We start from the raw sequence: 20,855 nt of genomic DNA, 5'->3' as shown, positions 1-20,855 counted from the left end.
AAGCGCTTTTGTTGTAATCCGCCCTTTAACAGGCGGATTTTAAATGTATTTTATTGTATCTTGCTGCCGCCCCATTCAACGACTGTAAAGCCCTTTCTCTCAAAGGTCTCAAGCTGCTGAGGTTCGATATCCACGGCTTCTTCAAGAGGAACATAAGCCATAAATACGCGAAGCAGGCTGTCAGGTGTGGGAGATATGTCCAGCTTTGCGGAATTTGTATACACATCGCCTTGGAAAGATATGAGATTATACTTGTTATGCTCCATTAATGGCAGCCAGTATACGATGAATTCGTTCATTTCTTCCTCGGTAAGTCCCATATATGTGAGCTTTTCCTTGAGGAAGCTCTCTGTATCACAGCCAGCAACACAAAAACCTTTGGTAAAGTCGAATCTTGTGCGGCAGTGTACTGCGTCCCAGAAGAGATATTTATGATGTGTACCGTCTGCTTTGTTCAGAAACGAACCGTCAGGAGAAGCTGTTACGTCCCAGCCGTTATTATACTTCGGGTACGTTGTAGAAAGCTCTGCTTCTGTCAGCTCCAGCTCAACATGAACATCGGTCTCCTCTTCGGGGTAGAGGTAAATTACTGGCTTAGCGGCAACAGCATCAGGATAAACAGTAGCTGTTTTATTATCTTCCTCAACTGTTTTTATCCAGCCGTACCTTCCTTTATATTCCGTAAACATCCAGTGGTCATTATCCTTATTGTATCCAAGCTCATCAATGCTTGTATGTGCAGGGATAGTATTTATAACCTCATAGCTTTCATCGGGACCGAGACGCAGTTCAAGTCCGTCTTTAGCAACATTCATAGGATTACCGTATCTCAGACTCTTTTCTGGTATGACGCAATCCTTGAAGCTATTCCTGACAAACTCCTTCTTCATGCGGGTAAGGTCGAATATGTCCAGTTTGCCGTCAGCGCAGAAGTCGGCAGCCTTCCAGTCGTGAAGAGTGTATCTCTTATCACCTATCACCCATTTCTGTACGAGCAGAACGTCAGCTATGCTGAATTCGCCGTCAGCATTTACATCTCCCGAAGCAGGCTCAGAAGGCGTTTCTGTCGAAGCCTCGTCCTGTAAGAATGATACTACCCATGCAAGAGAAGCATTGCCGCTGAGAGAAGCTTGATTGGTAGACCATGATTCTACGGAATCAGCATAAAATCTTTCAGAAGGATCATCCGGATGTCCATATCCCATTCCCATAGCCTTCACATATGTGTCTACAGCCTTTGCAGTCGGACCGCTTACGATAACTCCGTCAGGTGCCTGAGGCAGAGACTTGTCGATCTCATACTGCCAGTATTCATGTGACGGATTCTTTGTACAGTAAGAACCGTAGCCTGAAATGAATGAGTATGAAAGTGGGTTGTTGCCGAGAAGATAGTCCATACCTCTTGCCACGCCGTTCAGGTATTTATCATCACCTGTTATGTCGTATGCATAAGCCATAGCGATCATATTATTCAAAGCGCGTCCGTTGGAATCATATTCAAAGCCGTGGTAATATATTATAGGACTGAAAGCGCTTGGGTCATTATAACCGGGACCGTCATACTTATACGGGATACCGTAGCCCTGGCTTTCTTCTTCATCAATGAAATCATCTGCAGTTTCAAGAAGTGAACTATTCAGCATCTCGTTCTGTTCAACTGTGAGCAGATCCTCGTGCATCAGCAGCGACATAGAACCTGCTGCGGCTCCGCTTTCGCAGTTGAAAAATGTGAAGGAATCATCATAATTATTATTTGATGCGCCATATATCCTTGGATAGAACTTGAATGCGTCTTTATATTCAGAAAGATCAGCAAGATAAGCATCAGCATCTTTATCTTCCATTTCCTTTGAAGTGATATAAAGCTCACAGGCTGCCCAGTATGCATCAGCTGAGACCTCAGTTTCAGGGGATTCATTCGTTCCCTTCCACAGATTTTGTGGAGCATAGAATGATACTTCGTTAGAATACTCCCTATTTCCTGCTATATACCAGTTTTCCTTGTATGCATGATATGCCTCCTTAGCACTTTCAAGGAGCTTATTTGCATATTCAGCGTCATATTGTGCCCAAAGTCTCGCTCCCTGCGCCGCACAGGCAGCATAATTCAGGGTTGCCGCAAATGTTGGCGGCTTAATGATACGGATATCCTCATAACCGATGTAATCCAGTCTGTTGGTAAGACTGCGCCACCTGTGATCGTTTATGCAGTGATAATACATACCCGAATATTTTCCCCATGTTTTCTCATCGGGCTGCACCTTCATGCGGGACATAAAATCGAGCTCATATCTGCATTCATCAAGGATATCGGGATATTTATTGCCCGATTCGGGAATAACAACAGTGCCCGAGCCGTCAGCAAATTTTTTGATCCCGTCTTGTGAATAAGTTGCACGCTCGTACATATTCTGGAGCGTCCACAGCGAAATACCGCCCTCTGTCATATTCTTGCTGTGGTCGTCGGATTTATACCAGCCTCCCGATGCGTCGAGCTTTGAAGAAGCATAGTAATTGGTCGCTTCATAGTCTGACAGATATTCATTTTTCCATTTATTCTGAACATAGCCCATATCTGTCTTATGAACGCCTGCGTGTGCGAGTTTATCTTTTTCACCCGATGTGATATATTCTGACTCGATATCTGTACCTGAACGGTTCTGGTAGAAATAATTCAGCGCATTTGTCAGCATATTATGTTTACTGTCACTGTAAATATCAGTACCTATCTTAAACGGGAACGATCTCCAGTTCTCGCCTTTGATGCGGATATAATACTCACCAAGCTCGTTATACTCGGAAAAGTCGATAATGCTTACATTATCGCCGGAGTCAGCGTCCTTCTTAGGCGTACCTGTTTTGCCTGTATAAACAACGGTATCATCTGAAACTCTTACTATCTCATAGTCATATACCTGATCGAGCTTGAAGTACTTAGCACCGTAGGTGAAATCTCCTTTATTATTGCCAAGTGTAGCTGTTTTTTCAAGGTTCTGGTAGTATCCAAGCTGATTAACAGATATAAAGTTATTCTCAAGTCCGCTGAAACCGCGGGCGGTATAGCCGTAGTTATACACAGGCGGATTTGTTGTGTCATCTGTCAGGTCCTCAATGGACATATCATCGAACCATAACTCGTCGCCTTCATAAGCATTTCCACTATACTTGGTGCCTCTTGCATACTGGAAGGCCCATTGAGCAGCTTCAATATCATTCGCAGGCTTGAATATTCCCTCATAAGTCTGCCATTCGGTCGTAAGCTTTACAGCGCTCTGCGGCCAATTACCGTCCATATCAGGTCCCATATGCATATCGTTTGTCGAACCGTCAAGCACAAAGTATTCTTCGGTGTCACTGAGATTGCCGATAAAGGAGTAAAGTTCCATACCCGAACGTTTCGCCTTTGACTTAAAGCTTACCTTGTACTCATGACCTGCCTTGAAGCTGAGATTCCTGTGTCTGAACTGGAGATCCCATCTTTCCTTTTCGGAACCTTCAGGTATTATGATCGTGATGTGTACATTTCCATCAGAAAGCTCAAAATCCTGCTTTGCAGGCCTGTTCTCCACAGTATGCCATGGTATCATCTTATGAGAAAATGATGTCTCTCCAAGGAGCTCATAAGCAGCTGCTTTCTGCGGCTCTGATATACTGACGGCGGTTGGTGCGATCATTACAGCCGCCATCAGCCCTGCAACGATCTTCTTATAATTTTTATGCATGATATTCCCTCCCTTTATCTATCTGCATTTGTAATAATATTATATATTATTATCTTGCATATGTCAAGATTGCTTGTCAAAATTGACAAGCAAGTACACAATAAAAATATTCTCTAACCAATGTATGATTCAAAAAAGAAATTCAAAGCTAAGTACGCAAGCTACAAATAAGCATAAAAAGCCGCGTCATCTGACGCGGCTTTTCTTACTCTGTATTCGTCGATTTCACATTGACAGCAACGTACTCCTTGCTTACGTATCCTACGTCCGTATAGCCATTATCATTTTCGTCAGCCTTAATGCCTACATAAAACCATTCAGCTGTCTCACCCAGTATCCATACTGTACAGCTTTTGGGAAGCTCCTTTATTACTGCAAAGCTCGTATCAGGACCTTTTCTCAGGTTCAAGCCCGTGTTATCCGTCATTACTGTACCCGAAAGCCCCTGTGCCGAATCGTAAAACGCCATATTCAGCGGAGCATTTTCAACATTGGGAAATCCTTTGTATTCATCAGGTATATCACCTTCCTGAGGCTGTGTTTCGGTGACTACTTCAGTCGTCTCATTTTTTGTTGCAACAGCAGAGGCAGTCACAGCTTCGGATACTTCTTCAATAGTTAACGCTTCTGTTGCAGCAGTCGAAGCTTCTTCCGTTGAAACAACCGTATTCTTGCTTTCATCAGTCTGCTTATCATTATCGGAGCCTTTATCCTTCCACAGCAGCATTCCGCAAATAATACCTATCACCAATACGCCTATCATGACCGCCGCAACTATCGGAAGCGGCGGCTTGCTTTTTTCCTCATTCTGAAAGATGTCCTCTTTGTGTTCTGTGGGAGCTTGTTTTGATGAATCAGGCACTTCTTGGATAGTTTTTTTCGTTTCTGCTTGTTTAGACCTGTTAATATCGTCTGTGATTATACTCCGGCTCGTACTTACGTGAGTATCAGTTTCCTCTTCTTCCCTGTCGCCTGCTCCCTTCCTTGAAAACATTTCCGAGCCCTTATCTGCCGAAAAATCAGAAAGAAGTCTTCCATTGTTGTCATTATCATTCTGAGAGTTCATAAACGTGCCTCCAATTGCTCTTTAAATATATATATTATGAAAATGAAACTTATCAAATACAATTCTGCTCTATGACTTATATTATATAATAACATATTTCCCATGATTTTAATAGTATATTTTTGCAATGTTCTGTCTTAAACAAAACATTTGTAACATTATACAACCGAAAGGTGTATCGATTGTACAATATGCAATACCGAAAACTCTTAATATAAGTTTTAAATGACAAAGCTCCGGTCATAAGGCCGGAGCCTTAAATTTTACAAGTTTGATAATATCTTTTACTCAATAACTTCTTTTATTAATCCTGCTGCAAACAAAACAATCATCAATACATAACAGCCAAGTCTGAACCAAGTAAGATACTGTGGTATCTCTTTATTCATTCTCTTTGCAAGCGCACCTGAAATAAGTATTATAAAAAGCACCGGAGAGATCGTGATTGCAAGTGCAAACACTGCTCCCAGAATGACTGCAAAACCTACAGGCAGTGTTGCCGCATAACCTGTTATAAGTATAAGCGGAGCACATGGTGAAATGCCATATCCGAAGCCCATACCTATCAGAGCTGCGTGATGTGCTTTTTCTTCTGTAAACTTTTCAGCTTTGTCTATCTTGGCTCATTGACAGCTTTTACAGCTGTGAACTCCGTGCTTTTCTCTTAGCCAGCGTATAAGGAACCATATTCCCATTGCAAGCATAACAGCGTCAACTATCAGTGCAACTTTTATACCGAATACTCGTCCATCATCATCTATAAAGTTTGAACCGACCAGTGAAGCTGCACAGCAAAGCAGTATCACTGAAAGGAATTTCCCGAAAAAAAAATCGAGAAACACTCTTGCGGACTGTCGATATTTTTAGTATGAGTTGTGAGATAGCCATACAATGCTGCACTTATACCCGAGACGCAGCACGTACCGCAGCCCATTCCTACGGAAGCCGCCGCTGTCATACTCTCGATCAGTAACGAAACTCCCATAGAATTATCCTCTTTCGCTGGCAATAAGCGCAGCGCCTATTGCACCGTTGAACTGAGGATAATCAGCAACAAAAACATCTCTCATAAGCTCTTCCTCAAATGCTTTATGCAGCCCGATACTCAGTGAACCTCCGCCTGTCATAAGTATATCTCCGTCCTTTTCGGACTTTTTCATCAATTTTACGATACGCCTTGCCATTGAGATATGCATACCTGCAAGGATATCCCTGCGGTCATATTTTCTCGCAACAAGGGATATAACTTCCGACTGAGCAAAAACAACACAGGTGCTGTTGATACTCCTCAAGGACGCTTTGTACTGTCTATATTTGCAGCCCTCTCAGAGCTAGAACGTGAGCAGACCTTGCAGCGTCAACGTGAAGGGATCGCAATAGCAAAAGCTCAAGGGAAATATAAAGGAAGACAGCCTCAACCTATAGATTGGATAAAATTTGGCCAACTATATGAGCAGTGGAAGTCTGGCGCTATAACGGCGGTATGGTTTCAGAAAGAGATGGGCCTGCGTGCCAACACATTTTATCGCAGGGTCAAAGAGTACGAAAGAAAGATTAAATAAACAGGAGCGAGCCGGCATTTTGCCGGCTCAAACTCTTTCAATCGGATATCGTTTTTATTTGCAATATTTCAAAAGCCGAAAAACAACTTATATGACATACTTTTTTTGTATGTCAATAGACCACAGTCTATTGAAATAATATAGTCACATTATATATTGACAAGTGTTTAGACTTCTGATATTATAAGAATAACGACATGATTCCAAATACGTCACACGTTGAGTGCGTAGTTCTGCTGTCACGAGAGAAATCCTGAAACGGCGTATTTGCGCGGTTTATCGGCATCGTCCTTTTCCGATAACAGCAGTTTCACCCACTCAAAATCTGTATGCGGAAACAGGTAAAAGGGCAAAATGGCATACACGGCACATTTGACAACCAATCTGCACACTTTGATTTTTGACAACCAAATCACGCACTCGATTTAGGGTGCGTGAAACTGCTTTTTCCGATTTTTCAGTGTGCGGATTGAATGTCATAGTGAAAAACAGCGTAAAATCGCTAAAAATAGTCCAATCAAAAATTGCGATTTGGGTGATTGCAAAATAGCGTTGAGTGTGGAGAAAGGTTGTTCACCGCTCAATCAATTATATCACTCATAAATACTATTCAATCGAATGGTCGAGATCAAAATGACAAGCTCGACATCACTGCATCATCATAAACCCAAGGAGGTAAATCACAATGAAAATCACAATCATCACAGGCTCAGCTCACAAGAACGGAACCACAGCATATCTGACTGAACAGTTCATAAAGGGTGCTGAAGAAGCAGGTCACAAGATCTTTCGCTTTGACGCAGCATTCAAGGATGTTCATCCCTGCATTGCTTGTGAGAAATGTCACGGCGATGCCAAGGTATGCGTGTTCAAGGACGATATGACCGAGCTGAATCCACATTTGCTCGAATCAGACGCAATCGTGCTCATCTCCCCTATCTATTACTATGATATCAACGCACAGCTGAAAACAGTCATTGACCGCTTTTATGCCAATGATGCTCTGCTGCACGGCGGCAAAAAAGCTGTTCTTATGCTCACTATGGCAGATGATACAATAGAATCAGCGGAAGGCGCACTTGCCAGTTTCAAGGGAATGACGAATTTCCTTGAATGGGATGTCGCAGGTACTGTAGTCGGCGTAAACTGCTGGACGCTTGATATGCTGAAAAAGACTGATTATCCCGAAAAGGCTTATCAGCTTGGAAAATCACTGTAAAGGAGGAGGTATACAATGAAAGTACTGATCATAAACGGAAGTCCACACGCAAACGGAAACACCGCTATCGCTATAAAAGAACTTGTTAAAACCTTTGAAGCACAGGGCGTGGAAGCTGAGGTCTGTCATATCGGCAACAAGGATATCCGCGGCTGTATTGCCTGCGGCAAATGCAGTGAACTCGGTAAGTGCGTGTTCAATGACGTAGTCAACGAGATAGCACCCAAATTTGAAGAAGCAGACGGCCTTGTAGTCGCCTCGCCTGTATACTACGCATCTGCCAACGCTACTCTGATCGCCTGCCTTGACAGACTGTTTTACAGCACCGGTTTCGATAAGACAATGAAGGTCGGTGCAAGCGTTGTTGTTGCAAGACGCGGCGGATGTTCCGCTACCTTCGATGAACTGAACAAGTATTTCACCATCTGCAATATGCCTGTCGCTTCCAGCCAGTACTGGAACTGCGTTCACGGAAGAGAACAGGGACAGGCTGCACTTGATGCAGAAGGATTGCAGACGATGAGAACACTTGCCAAGAATATGAGCTTCCTGATGAAGTCGATCGCTCTCGGCAAGGCACAGTTTGGACTTCCCGAGAAAGAACCGTGGCAGCCTACACACTTTATCCGTGAGGACGTCTGAATAGATACGATAATGTGAGGAATTGTGTTATAATGAATAGAAGATACCATGAAACATTTCAGAGAATTTGATAAGGTATGACCGTTATGGCCGAGGAAGAATAAAAACAGCCCCGCACCACTGAATCACCAGTGATGCGGGGATTTCTTATCTCTGTTTACTTTTCAATGCTGATCGTCACGCCTGATTTGAACCGGAATTCCAGAAAGAACTCGCAGACCTTGACGCTTTCCAGCAGCTTCTTCACCAGCGCCTCATCAAACTCCGTGATGGTACGCGGCTGAGAATTGATGAAAATAGCCAGTTCCCGGATTCGCTTCTTTCGTACATAGCCCAGTAGATTGACTCTTTCGGGGCTGTTTGGTATAATAAGAAGTAGGAATAGCCCAAATCAGGACTCTTTCTTAGACGTAAAAAATCACTATTATCGGGAGGCCGGTTATGAAAGATTTTGTTTTCAGCAACACAACAAAGGTATATTTTGGCAAGGATCAGCTTCATCATCTGAGCTAGGAGATCGCAAAGTTCGGCAAGAAAGTCCTGCTCGTTTACGGCGGCGGTTCTATCAAGAAGATCGGCTTGTACGATAAGGTGATCGCAGAGCTGAAAAAGGCTGATATGACGGTGTTTGAGCTTGGCGGTGTTGAGCCGAATCCGCATCACACCACTGTCAACAAGGGTGCTGCACTCTGCAAAAAGGAAGGCATTGATGTTCTTCTCGCAGTAGGCGGCGGCTCGACGATCGATGCAACAAAAGCTATGGCTGCCACTGCAAAGTATGAGGGTAACGATTGCTGGGACATCATCACAGGAAAGGCTTTCGTTCCCGACAATCTGCCTATCATAGCGGTTCTTACCCTTTCCGCTACAGGCTCCGAAATGGACATCGGCGGTGTTATCAGCAATGTCGAACTGAACGAAAAACAGCCCATTTTCGGACCGACATTAAGACCAAATGTTTCCTTCCTCGATCCTACAAACACATTCAGCGTAAACGCATACCAGACCGCAAGCGGAAGTGCGGATATTATGGCGCACGTTTTTGATGTGGCATATTTCACCGATCAGGAAGAAATGGATATGCTCACCCGTATGCAGGAGGAGGTGCTGAAAACCGTAGTCAAGTACGCTCCTGTCGCTCTCCAAAAGCCCGATGATTATGAAGCACGTTCCAATCTGATGTGGGCATCAAGCTGGGCGCTCAACGGGTTCCTTTTCAGCGGTGTCTCTCAGGACGCTATCGCTCACATGATCGAGCATGAGCTTTCCGCTTTTTACAACATCACCCACGGTCACGGACTTGCTATCATCATTCCGAGATGGCTGACATATATCCTCAGTGATAAAACAGCACCGAAGATCAAGCGTTTCGGTGTGAATGTTCTCGGTGTAGATGCGTCGCTTTCCGATATGGAGGGTGCAAAGGCAGCTATCGCAGCTTTGGAGAAATTCTACTTTGAGACACTCGGACTTCAGAGCCGTCTGAGCGACCTCGGCATTGACGATAAGTATTTCGCACTCATGGCAAAGAAAGCCTGCGGCGCAAAGGGCAAGCTGGTCGGATTTACAACTCTCACCCCTGCCGATGTTGAAGAGATCTTCAAGATGTCTTTATAATATCTCGTACACGGATAACCGTCCTCATCAGACGGTTATCCGTGTTTTTATTCCGCATGCTTTCTACCGTGAAAGCATCTGCTTTTTGTTATGTTATAGAATCAAGCAGTATCTGTTCTGACTTCCAGGAGCTGTCAGCGTGTATGGTTATAAGCTCCGCACCACGCTGTTTTGTTTCCTTTTCTATACCGGGCATTGCGAGATAATCAATGCTCATGCCGTAGGTCAGGCGTATGCCTTTATACTCAATAGAGGCATTGTTGTAGTGGTCGTGTCCGCAGAAGAATCCCGTCGTGCTGCCAAGTTCAAGGGCTGTGTCGAACATCTTGCTGGGGTAGTCGGAACAGCACACAAGATCATTGGTGATACCGCCGTGATCGCCAGGGTTCTCACCGTAGAAGTATTTGACCTCGTCGCTGCCCTCGTTGTAAAGCTCCGTCGCAGTCCTGTACTCCTGCAATGGGATATGGAAGAACGCCATTGAGTTTACCGTGTGACCTGCCTCGGCGTTCATTCTTTTAACCTCGTCAGCGTACCAGTCAACCTGATCGTCATGGATATAGTCATAAACGTTTATACCCTCGCCCGTGTATGCGTTCGAGTCAATCATGAAAAGCCCCGTGTTCAGCGAGCCGTCAGCATTTCTTATCTCGATCAGCTGATTGTTCCTGCCCAAAACATCGGGCTGGGTGTAGGGGTAAAGCAGATTGCCCGAGGTCTTGAAAGAAAGCGACTTGTAGACCTCGCTGAGTTCCTGCGTGTTGGCAGATGCAAGCGACTCGGTATCGTGGTTGCCGTAGGTGAATGCCCACGGAATTCCCGTGTTCCTCATAAATGCCGCAAACTGTCCCACAGGTGCGGTGTTGTTCAGCGACATTGACATTATCCCCAGCGGAAAACTCAGATCACCCGTCACCACAACGAGATCGGGGTGAGTATGCTCTATCTCCGCATAGCAAGCCTTCAGCGCCTTTATATCCTTGCGATAGGAATAGAGACTTCCGCCGATGTGAATGTCGGTCAGGTGGAGTATCTTGAAATCATCGGTGGTTTTGGTAATGGTGTAAACACCAGTTTCGTCATTGTACTCTACCTTGTGAGTGTTATGCTCGACAACGGGAACGGAATTGATGTAGCTTTGCGTGTACCAGGTGTCCTGCTGCAAGATCATAAATCCCGATACCGCAACTGCAACAGCCGTATAAACAGCTATTCTCGGCTTGTTGATGACGATGTTTCTGAATGTGACATTGCGTCTTAATGTGAAGTCATAAGCGATCACAAGCAGTCCGAAAAATATCCCTGCTATCATAAAGACATTTCCGGGGTATGCGATGTCCTTGCTCTTTATGACCGTGAATGTCGTCACGCCAAGCCAGTAGACTGCCGAAAACGCCGTTATGCCGATGATGTGCTTTTTGTACTTGCCCTTATCGGGAATATTTATCCTCCGCCTTATCATTCTGAGGGAGAGGATATTTTTTATCAGCAGAAATACGGGTATCTCGATAACGATACTGTTATTGAAGAAATTTTCCGCAAATTCAGCCGATTTGGAATTACCGAAGAAGTAAAAGCTAAGCTCCGATGCCACAAACACGAACACCACTGCAAACAGCAGTGCAATTCCGTTGAGAAGACGTTTTGCGTACTTGTCGCTTCGGGTACAGAGATATTTGTAGGAATCGGTGTCGTACTTGTTTCCCTCGGCGGCTTTCTCGGTTTTAAGATATTTGCGGAACGGGAATGATGCGATAAACAGATCGAGGGCGATAACAAATATATTACCGATAACGGCAACAGGCTTTGCGGTGATGTTATAGATAAGCCAGAACACCTGCAACAGCGCAAACACGGCAAATGCCGAGGTGAGATATATCCTCAGCCGTTGTTTCCACATCTCCTTTTTCAGCGGGCGAATATCTACTGCCTGCGTTTCACCACGCCATTTTTCCGCACTTTCCGCAGGATAGCCTGCAAGCTCTGCCATTTGCGAGAGCTTGCCGTATCTGCCGAGCAGTTCTTCCAGTGCTTCATCTTCATGGCGGTCAGACTTTATTTTGTCAAACTCCGTATTAAGAGCAGTTTCTATCTTCTCCTGCGCCTGCGTGACTTCCTCGGAATAGGGAATGTCATCAAACATCATATCAACGACCGCTTTTATCTTGCGGTTTGGTGCAGTCTGTTCAGTTTTCCTTTTTATCAGCTTCATTCGCACCCTTTCTTTGTATTTTTCAAACATCTTCATGCCCTTTGATTTTGCAATACCCACACATTTTCGTATCACTTCAAGTATCAGCAGCATGACCGCCGTGATAAATGCCCCGAACAATATCCCAAAGATAACAGCTATCACACGGCTCTCGGTCAGGGGATAAAACTGCTTGTATATCTCGATACCGCTGAGTATACCCGTGATAAATGCAATATATATCTTAAAGCCACGCCTTATCTTAAAAAAGACGGTGACTGCTTTTTTGGAACTGTCTATCGCTTTTTTCTTGTCCATAGGCATTGTCCTTTCCTTTTCTTTAATTATAGCAGATTTTTCAAGTCAGTGTCAAGCTGACAAAAAGCTTCTAAGTCGATGAAGAATATAAAATCCCCCCACCACTGAACCAAAGCTTAGTGATACGGGGTTACTCATTTAAGCCTCCCTGCTTTTTCTCCATCAAAATTCTTGATATACCGCAGAAAGTATGCTATAATATAAAGGATTATAGAACTAAGGAAGGCTGTCAGATGCAAAATAGCGCCCAGTGTGCGGAAAGGTTGTCAAATCAAAACGAATAAAGCAAAATCAATCTTCCGAAAGAAAAGAAAAAGGAGCTGACACAAACTATAATGAACATCAAAAAGATCGCCGCAGTATTTTTATCTATTGGGACGCTGCTCACAATCATACCGTTCCTGCCTGCCTCTGCGGCAGATTCTGTTCTGGATGACGCGGAACTGAATAATTACATCACTGAGTATGTGGATGAAACGCATACGCCCGGTTTGTCGCTTGTGGCTGTTGACGGTGAGAATGCTTCCTACAAAAACTGGGGCTATGACAATATTGCACAGCAGATTCCTGCAACGGAACACACGCATTATGAACTTGCGTCTGTATCAAAAGCATTTACTGCTCTTTCCGTATTGGTACTACAGGAAGAAGGAAAACTGTCAATCAATGATTCCGTATCGGACTATCTTTCGTGGTTTGATGTGAAATGGCAGGGAGAAAGCTATGATCTGAAAATCTGGCAGCTCCTCAATCATACATCGGGTATTCCTGAATCTCAAACATATAAGCAGGTCAAGATTGGAACAGACGAGAGGCTGAAAGAAGACACCGCACGTATAGCTGAGGGCATTGATCTGGGATTTGAACCCGGTACGGAATTTGAATACTGTAACCTGAATTATGATATTCTGGCATACCTTGTCGAAGTTGCCTCCGGAGAGCGTTTTGAGGATTATGTAGCGGAGGAGATATTTGCTCCCATTGGAATGACGGAAACCGGATATGATATTCCGACAGCACAAGGCTATCAGCGCTGCTTCTGGCAGACGATCGAGTATGATGCACCGCGTTTTAAAGGATGTCAGGGTGACGGCTATGTCATTACGACGACAGCAGATATGTCTTTGTGGATCAAGGCGCAGCTCGGACAACTGGAACTCCCCGAAAAGCTTGAAAAGGCAATTGAAAAATCTCACCGTGCAGAGGCTGCATCACAGTACATCAACGCGGAGGAAGGTGCTGACTGTTATTATCTGAACGGATGGATGCAGGAGAAAGATGGCAGCTATATGGAGCACTCCGGCGGGAACCCGAACTTTTCTACGATGCTTTACATTGATCGTGAACGAAACATCGGGACATTTGCGGCAACGAATATCTCATCAGACAGCCCGGTCAATGCTGCACGAAGCGCATATAAGCTTATGACGGAAGGCAAATTCGAACATATGAGCGCCTCACCTTCGTCGGATTCAATCGCAGCCCCGATCGCCGTTGTGTTCCTGCTGTTGCTTGTGTTGCTCGTAGTCTTACTGCTGACACAGAAAAAGCGACTTGCGAAAAAAGCCGTGAATATGAAAAAAGAAAAAATCAGGCTGTGTCTCAGGCTGATCATTCTGTCGGCATTACTTGTATTATGTTTCGCCGCTCCGTATCTGATCGGATACAATTATCTGTTTGTTGCAGTGTGGCTTTCCTATTCCGCATTAATTGCACTCACAATAATTGATCTTGATCTGATTCTTATGATCGTAACAAGTATCACTCGCTATTCCCGACAGAAGCACCAAACGAAGGAATAAACAAAAAAATCCCCCTCACCAAGCAGGAGCATTACTTCCTGCCTGATGAGGGGGATCATATTCACTTTTCAATGCTGATCGTCACACCGGACTTGAACCGGAATATCTAAAAGAACATTGTAACTTTGATTCAAAACTTATAAAGGACGGTATAATTATGAAAAACAAACTCTTTGACCTTGCGGCAAAACAACGGTTGGTACGGGCGATAAGCCCTTGCATTTCTCCATATATTATGCTAAAATAGATTTAAGAATGAATATAGCACGATCTGAGGAATTAACAAGCATCGAAACGTTGTAACAAACCATAACATACAAGGCAATTCTTAACTCAAAAGGACAAATCTGAGAATCACCGCATATTACTTGCGGATTTCTCACAATACCTTGATGAGGAGATCAAGCTATGAGAAAATCTATTTCATCAAAGGCTGCGACACTGATCATGTCAGCCACAGTATTTCTTTCATCCTTACCGCTCTCCGCATCTGCTGAAAGCATCAGCATGACAAATGCGGTCAAAACGCTGGAGACCGGTATCACGATCCCTGCCGATCAGATCAGTTCCGGGAATTATAAAGACACCCGCTTCAACAATCCCATTTCCCCCGATTTCTTCTGCGCCGATCCGACAGCAGTTGAATACAACGGCAGGCTCTATGTCTACGGTACGAACGACCATCAGCAGTTTGAAGCCGCCGGTCCCGATGTGGACAATACTTATGAAAAGATAAAGTCTCTGCTTGTGTTCTCCACAGCAGATATGGTCAACTGGACCTATCACGGCGAGATAAATGTCGGAGAGATCGCACCGTGGATCACGGCATCGTGGGCGCCGTCTATTGTATCTCGTAAAGAGGCGGACGGAAAAACGCATTTCTATCTGTATTTCTCAAACAGCGGAGTCGGCACAGGCGTCATCTCATCCACCGATCCTGTGACCGGCTGGACAGACCCGCTGGGACATTGCCTTGTGACCGGTGATACACCCGGTCTGAGCGACTGTCCCAATCCCTTTGATCCCGGTGCCGTCATTGATGACAACGGTGTCGGCTGGCTTTCCTTTGGTGCAGGCAAAGCATCGGGTGGTACAGACTATATGCCGGGTTCTGTGCGCATCGTTCGGCTGGGAGAGGATATGATCTCATTTGACAGCGAGTTCAAGCAGATACCTGCACCATATTCTTTTGAGGCAAGTGAACTGAACTATATTAACGGAACTTACGTGTATACCTATTGCAGCGACTGGAACGATCACAGTGAACAGTGGGATTTCGACTGTCCTGCACCGGGCGGCTGCGGCATGGTTTATATGACGACAAAAACGCCGCTTGATCCGACAAGCTGGAAGATGATGGGCGAATGCTTCCGTCAGCCCGGCGAAGTCGGCTTCGATTACTCCAACAACCATACGCATATGCACAAGTTCAAGGGCAAATGGTATATGTTCTACCACACGCTGATGCTCAAGCACGGTATGGGCATTACCGGCGGTTACCGTAGTATGGGTGTCGATGAGATCGTAGTAGACGAGAAAAATGTAAAGATTGAGGATAAAGGCGGTACGAAAAAGGGCGCGTCACAGAACGGCGTGTTCAGCCCGTATGAGGAGCATTCTTCCGCTGAGCTGGTAGGTACTGCGCAGATCGACTATGATATGACCGATCCGTATGCACCGATTGTCAGCGCAAAGCAGGCCGGATCATGGACGGCAGTCCGGGGTGTGCAGTTTACCGAATCCGAAGATGCATCACAGCCTACTGCTGCCGAACTGGTGAAGACAAATATTGATACCATTCAGTATGATCTGACTGTCACAAGTCTGGATGCCCCCACAACGATCACGATGTACGCATCAGCACAGAACGGTGTCAAAAATCAAAGCTCTGTTGAAGTCACAGGCAAGGGAAAATACAAGGTCACGGTCGATATGAACAGCGCAAAGGGCTTTCAGATCGTCGGCTGCTTCACAGCGGCAAATGATACCCCTGTGACAATGGAGGTTGATTCCATCACACTCAACGGAAAGTACAATATTGCTGTTGCCGCTGAGCTGACAAATACCCGTGAATGGGCAGATGGTCTGCGGAATATCTGGAACGGATTTTCGGACGGCGATGCGGTCTATACAGATGATTATGCCGTATTAAAGTATGTCAAGGCAGACGATGCGATCGAGCTGTTTGCAGCCGAAAATGCCGCAAATACGAACAATGCTCCGCTGGTAGAAAAGCCGATATCATTTGCAGCATCTGTGAAAGGAAAAGGCAGCATTGATGTGCATCTTGATGCGCCAACAGGCGTCCTGCTGACGAGTATCGCCTTTGATTCTCCAAGCAGTTTTACAACCGTTTACAGCGATCCGATCAGCAATATCGGTGGTACGCATGACCTCTATTTCGTCTATTCCGATCAGGGCGTTTCTATGCAGTCATGGTGCTTTACGGAAAGCAGCGAATCGTCCGAGAGACGCATGGGCGATGTGAATGCAGACGGGAATTTTGACATTGCCGATGTGGTGCTGCTCCAGAAGTGGCTGCTCGCTGTACCGGATACAAAACTAACTGACTGGAAAGCGGCTGATCTGTGTGAAGATAACAGACTTGATGTATTCGATCTTTGCCTAATGAGAAGAAAGCTTATTTATGGCTGATGATGCACATACGGGATAAGTTTGAAAAGGAGTATATTTTATGGCCGATAAATGAAATGGACAAGAGCGCCGAAAAGCTCTTACATCAGCGATGAGCGCATGTTGTCGAAAAAAGTATAAAGAACAGGAGTCAGAAAAATGCTTAGGCTTAGACCATTCAGAAAAAATGATGCAAAAACAATTATTACATGGACAAACAAAGAGGAAGAATTCTATAAGTGGTCAGCCGGAATTCTGGGTGAATATCCTGTTACTGAAAAACGTTTGCTTGAAGCAACATCAGGCAGAGAAGATAACGACAGGTATTTTCCGTTTACTGCTTTTGATGAAAATGGGCTTGTCGGCTTCTTTACTGCAAGAGTACGTCCTGAAGAAGATGATAAAAAGCTCCGTTTCGGATATGTGATTGTCAATCCTTCAAAAAGAGGAACGGGCTATGGAAAACAGATGATTACGCTCGGCTTGAAATTTGCATTTGAGATATATGGAGCTGATTCAGTCAGCCTTGGTGTCTTTGAAAACAACAAGCAGGCATATTATTGCTATAAAAGCGTCGGATTTGAAGAAAATGGAGTGCGGGAGGAATATAATCTGTGCGGTGAAACATGGATTGATATTGACTTGGAAATAAAAAAAGAGACATATTACGCAAAGGAAAAACAGCATGACTGAATCACCAGTAATGCGGAGTTGCTCTATCTGTTCACTTTTCAATGAAGATCATTACACCCGATTTGAATCGGCACACCAGATGGTCTTTGTGGATACAATATGTATTTTCAGAACAACAGCTCCCGCGAGGGAGCTGGCTTCTCTTAATATCATTATACTGCCTTTCAGTCGTGTGCATTCCGTGTGCATTCCGTGTGCATTACACCTGTTTTTGCTGTACACGAAACTGCAATGCGAATACTTTCATTTTTAGGGTAATGTGATATATCGCCACATTATGGGATATGAAGAGAAGTATATGTGAATTAAGAATGAGTCGGCATTTTTGTCAGCTCCAAATCTCTTTCATCCGAAAGTATCCCGTAATTTTTCAAGAAACAGCTCAGCTGCAGGCGAAAAAGCCTGATACTTCTTCCATATTAGATCAAGCCCCGAAGTCATTTTTGGCATAAGCGGACGGAAGCATAGTTCACTCTCGTCACTTGTGTTGGTTATACCGTCTATACCTACAGCGTAACCAACCCCGGATTTTACCATAAGTGCAGCATTATACATCAAATTGAAAGTAGTGACTATATTCAGTTTATCAAAATCATCACCGAACCATTGAATGAAAGCGTTGTTTTCGCTTTTGGTGTTCAATACCTGACGAGAAAAAATCAACGGTAAATCTATAATGTCTGCTTTCGCGATAGCTTTCTTTTTTGCAAGAGGAGCGTCTTTTCGCATAACAACTCCCCATATATCTTCGGCAGGCAGGTGTATATAGTCATATTTCGTAACATTTGCAGGCTGAACAAGAATACCGAAATCAAGCAAACCACGGTCAAGCCGTTCAGTTACATCAGCTTCATTGCCACTGTAAAGATGATATCGTATATCTGGATATTCCGTCCTTAGCTTTGAAATGAGGTCAGCAATAAGACTTACTGCAAGAGTTTCTCCGCCACCGATATAGATATCACCTGCAATCGGTTTATCCATAGAAAGAAATTCAGCGGATGTCTTGTCCACCATTGCAACTATTTCTTCGGCTCTTTTACGGAATATAAACCCCTCCTGTGTCAGTTTCATACTGTGGCTGCTTCGATGAAATAACTTCTGTCCAAGCTCATCCTCCAAGTCTTTGATCTGTCTTGACAGCGTAGGCTGTGTGATATGCAGTTGTTCAGCAGCCGATGTGATGCTTCCTTCTCTTGCGATAGTAAGAAAATAGCGTAATACACGAATTTCCATAGCCGTACCTCCTTTCGGGTATGGCTATATTATATCATCTTGTGATATGCCTGTCAAGCATATCTTGATTTGCTTATAAAGTATTTGCTATTTTGCTTTAACTGTGTTAGAATGAAAACACAGGGAGGTGAACATCATGGCAGACAAAATGGACCTGTTCAGAATAAGGCGCAACCTGACCGATGCAGGTATGTCAGAAGCCGAGATATCTGAGTGTATAAAGCTGATCGAACAGAAACAGTACACAGCACTTGATAAGCTGATTACAAAGCACAGACTTTCACTGCTCGATAGAGTCCATAAATATAATTATTGTATCGACTGCCTTGACTACTTCACTCACACGATGAAACGATCATGATCATATCAGTAAAGCTTTACGTATCGCATCACTTAAAAGGAGTATTATTATGAAACAAAAAAAGATCAGATTAGCGACTATAATGATCTGCCTATGTACTGCATTACTTACAGGATGCGGCAATTCTCAGAACAATTCTACACAGAATAACGTTGATACGCCTAAAAGCTCACAGACAGAAGCTGATCCAACCGAACAGCTCATTACTGATTTGACAGAAAAAGGAGGAAATGCAATGAATTACATGGAAAATCTTACACTTACAAAGGAATGGGACAAAACTTTCCCGAAGTCTGACAAGGTTGAACATCAGAAGGTTACTTTCCACAATAGATATGGAATTACACTTGCGGCTGATATGTATACTCCGAAGAACTCCGACGGGAAATTAGCTGCTATCGCAGTATGCGGACCTTTTGGCGCAGTCAAGGAACAATGCAGCGGCCTTTATGCACAGACACTTGCGGAGCGTGGTTTCCTGACTATCGCTTTTGATCCTTCCTTTACGGGAGAAAGCGGAGGTCAGCCAAGATACATGGCTTCTCCTGATATAAATACAGAGGACTTTCAGGCAGCAGTTGATTTCCTTTCAGTACAGGATAATGTTGATCCTGATAAGATAGGAATCTGCGGAATCTGTGGCTGGGGCGGCATGGCGATAAATACTGCAGCACTTGACACACGTATCAAGGCAACTGTTACAGCTACAATGTATGATATGTCCAGAGTCAATGCAAATGGTTATTTTGATGAAGGCGATAACGAAGAATCACGTTTTGCGACGAAAGAAGCTCTTAACGCACAGCGTACAAAAGACTATGCTTCAGGAGAATATGTACGCGGTGGCGGTTGTCTGCCTCTTCCGGTGCCTGAGGATGTTCCGTTTTATGTAAAGGACTACAGCGAGTATTACAAGGGCAGAGCATACCACAGTCGTTCACTTAATTCAAACGATGGCTGGAATTCAATAGGCTGTATGTCATTCATCAATCAGCCTATCAATACCTACAGCAACGAAATAAGAAGCGCTGTTCTCCTTATCCACGGTGAAAAAGCCCATTCATGCTATTTTAGCAGAGACGCTTATGAAGCTATGACTAAGGACAGCAAATATGCTGACAATAAGGAACTCATGATCATTCCTGATGCGGTTCACACAGACCTCTATGACGGCGGTGGAAAAGACGCAATCCCGTTTGACAAGATCGAGGCTTTCTACCGTGAATATCTGAAATAAGGAGCAGAACTATGGCTAAAAAGGTACTTGTAATATCATCAAGTCTGCGTAACAAAAGCAATTCCGAAATACTTGCCCGACAGGCGGCAAAGGGCGCAGAGGACGCAGGTCACGATGTAGAATTCATCACGCTGAAAGACAAAACACTGAATTTCTGCAAGGGCTGTCTTGCCTGTCAGAAAACAATGCAGTGTGTTATCAGGGACGATGCCTCGGAAATATGCGAGAAAGTCGGCAATGCCGAGGTGCTTATCTTTGCAAATCCGATCTACTACTATGAGCTTTGCGGTCAGCTCAAGACCTTGCTTGACCGCTGTAATCCGCTTTATCCGTCCGACTACAAGTTCAGAGATGTGTATCTTATCACTGCCTCTGCTGAGGACGGCGATGAGGTCTGTCAGACAGCTAAGGGCGGCTTGCAGGGCTGGGTGGACTGCTTTGAGAAAGCAAGACTTGTAAAAGTGCTTTCAGGCGGCGGTCTCAACGTCCCTGCCGAAGCGGAGCAGAGTGAAGAATACTTAAAGGCAGCCTATGAGTTAGGCAGAAACGTATAAA

The 20,855-nt window shown here is 44.4% G+C and carries 16 protein-coding genes and 1 pseudogene; 10 read left to right on the top strand and 7 right to left on the bottom strand.

Going from position 1 to position 20,855, the window contains the following annotated elements:
- Window positions 1–50 precede the first annotated feature (50 nt).
- The 5 genes from BT105_RS08260 to BT105_RS08240 form a co-directional block, all read right to left on the bottom strand.
- Window positions 51–3,722: a glycoside hydrolase family 9 protein gene (locus tag BT105_RS08260; protein ID WP_072300275.1), complete on the bottom strand. Its 3,672-nt coding sequence runs from the start codon at window positions 3,720–3,722 to the stop codon at window positions 51–53.
- Window positions 3,723–3,927: 205 nt separating this feature from the next.
- Window positions 3,928–4,788 carry an SH3 domain-containing protein gene (locus BT105_RS08255; protein ID WP_072300274.1) on the bottom strand — a complete coding sequence of 287 codons (861 nt, stop codon included), beginning with the start codon at window positions 4,786–4,788 and terminating at the stop codon, window positions 3,928–3,930.
- A 284-nt stretch (window positions 4,789–5,072) separates the two neighbouring features.
- Window positions 5,073–5,405: a cytochrome c biogenesis protein CcdA gene (locus tag BT105_RS08250; RefSeq protein WP_278289612.1), complete on the bottom strand. Its 333-nt coding sequence runs from the start codon at window positions 5,403–5,405 to the stop codon at window positions 5,073–5,075.
- 6 nt (window positions 5,406–5,411) lie between these two features.
- A complete protein-coding gene (locus tag BT105_RS08245; RefSeq protein ID WP_072300272.1) occupies window positions 5,412–5,594 on the bottom strand; it encodes a hypothetical protein in 183 nt (60 codons plus the stop codon).
- A gap of 183 nt (window positions 5,595–5,777) precedes the next feature.
- Window positions 5,778–6,080, bottom strand: a complete 303-nt coding sequence (locus BT105_RS08240) for a BadF/BadG/BcrA/BcrD ATPase family protein (protein WP_072300271.1) — start codon at window positions 6,078–6,080, stop codon at window positions 5,778–5,780.
- Here BT105_RS08240 and BT105_RS08235 point away from each other — a divergent pair.
- From BT105_RS08235 to BT105_RS08215, 4 genes and pseudogenes are all read left to right on the top strand, one after another.
- A pseudogene (locus tag BT105_RS08235) lies at window positions 6,066–6,350 on the top strand (recombinase family protein); the annotation flags it as partial. The gene BT105_RS08240 and the pseudogene BT105_RS08235 overlap by 15 nt on opposite strands.
- Window positions 6,351–7,035: 685 nt before the next feature.
- Window positions 7,036–7,569: a flavodoxin family protein gene (locus BT105_RS08230; protein ID WP_028517357.1), complete on the top strand. Its 534-nt coding sequence runs from the start codon at window positions 7,036–7,038 to the stop codon at window positions 7,567–7,569.
- 15 nt (window positions 7,570–7,584) lie between these two features.
- Window positions 7,585–8,211: a flavodoxin family protein gene (locus tag BT105_RS08225; RefSeq protein ID WP_072300270.1), complete on the top strand. Its 627-nt coding sequence runs from the start codon at window positions 7,585–7,587 to the stop codon at window positions 8,209–8,211.
- Window positions 8,212–8,727: 516 nt separating this feature from the next.
- Window positions 8,728–9,828: an iron-containing alcohol dehydrogenase gene (locus BT105_RS08215; RefSeq protein WP_278289611.1), complete on the top strand. Its 1,101-nt coding sequence runs from the start codon at window positions 8,728–8,730 to the stop codon at window positions 9,826–9,828.
- A gap of 88 nt (window positions 9,829–9,916) precedes the next feature.
- On the opposite strand, the gene BT105_RS08210 is transcribed toward BT105_RS08215, so the two are convergent.
- On the bottom strand, window positions 9,917–12,337 hold the full coding sequence (locus tag BT105_RS08210) for a metallophosphoesterase (RefSeq protein WP_242940102.1): 2,421 nt from the start codon (window positions 12,335–12,337) through the stop codon (window positions 9,917–9,919).
- Window positions 12,338–12,672: 335 nt separating this feature from the next.
- Here BT105_RS08210 and BT105_RS08205 point away from each other — a divergent pair, with 335 nt between their 5' ends.
- The 3 genes from BT105_RS08205 to BT105_RS08195 all read left to right on the top strand — a co-directional run bounded on the left by BT105_RS08205 (window position 12,673) and on the right by BT105_RS08195 (window position 17,466).
- A complete protein-coding gene (locus BT105_RS08205) occupies window positions 12,673–14,139 on the top strand; it encodes a serine hydrolase domain-containing protein (protein WP_072300268.1) in 1,467 nt (488 codons plus the stop codon).
- A 408-nt stretch (window positions 14,140–14,547) separates the two neighbouring features.
- Complete coding sequence (locus BT105_RS08200) at window positions 14,548–16,794, top strand: family 43 glycosylhydrolase (protein ID WP_072300267.1); 2,247 nt, start codon at window positions 14,548–14,550, stop codon at window positions 16,792–16,794.
- Window positions 16,795–16,932: 138 nt separating this feature from the next.
- A complete protein-coding gene (locus tag BT105_RS08195; RefSeq protein WP_019679668.1) occupies window positions 16,933–17,466 on the top strand; it encodes a GNAT family N-acetyltransferase in 534 nt (177 codons plus the stop codon).
- 345 nt (window positions 17,467–17,811) lie between these two features.
- On the opposite strand, the gene BT105_RS08190 is transcribed toward BT105_RS08195, so the two are convergent.
- Complete coding sequence (locus tag BT105_RS08190; protein WP_072300266.1) at window positions 17,812–18,702, bottom strand: LysR family transcriptional regulator; 891 nt, start codon at window positions 18,700–18,702, stop codon at window positions 17,812–17,814.
- 136 nt (window positions 18,703–18,838) lie between these two features.
- Between BT105_RS08190 and BT105_RS08185 the strand changes: the two genes are divergently transcribed.
- The 3 genes from BT105_RS08185 to BT105_RS08175 all read left to right on the top strand — a co-directional run bounded on the left by BT105_RS08185 (window position 18,839) and on the right by BT105_RS08175 (window position 20,854).
- The gene (locus tag BT105_RS08185) at window positions 18,839–19,063 is read left to right on the top strand and encodes a hypothetical protein (RefSeq protein WP_028515537.1); all 225 of its coding nucleotides are present in this window, start codon (window positions 18,839–18,841) and stop codon (window positions 19,061–19,063) included.
- A 244-nt stretch (window positions 19,064–19,307) separates the two neighbouring features.
- Complete coding sequence (locus BT105_RS08180; RefSeq protein WP_431767978.1) at window positions 19,308–20,300, top strand: alpha/beta hydrolase; 993 nt, start codon at window positions 19,308–19,310, stop codon at window positions 20,298–20,300.
- 11 nt (window positions 20,301–20,311) lie between these two features.
- A complete protein-coding gene (locus BT105_RS08175) occupies window positions 20,312–20,854 on the top strand; it encodes a flavodoxin family protein (RefSeq protein ID WP_072300265.1) in 543 nt (180 codons plus the stop codon).
- Window position 20,855 lies beyond the last annotated feature (1 nt).

Source organism: Ruminococcus flavefaciens (genome assembly GCF_900119075.1).
Taxonomy (GTDB): Bacteria; Bacillota; Clostridia; order Oscillospirales; family Ruminococcaceae; genus Ruminococcus; species Ruminococcus flavefaciens_Q.
Note: the sequence above shows the minus strand (reverse complement) of the source record. Positions and strands in the feature narration are given on the sequence as shown.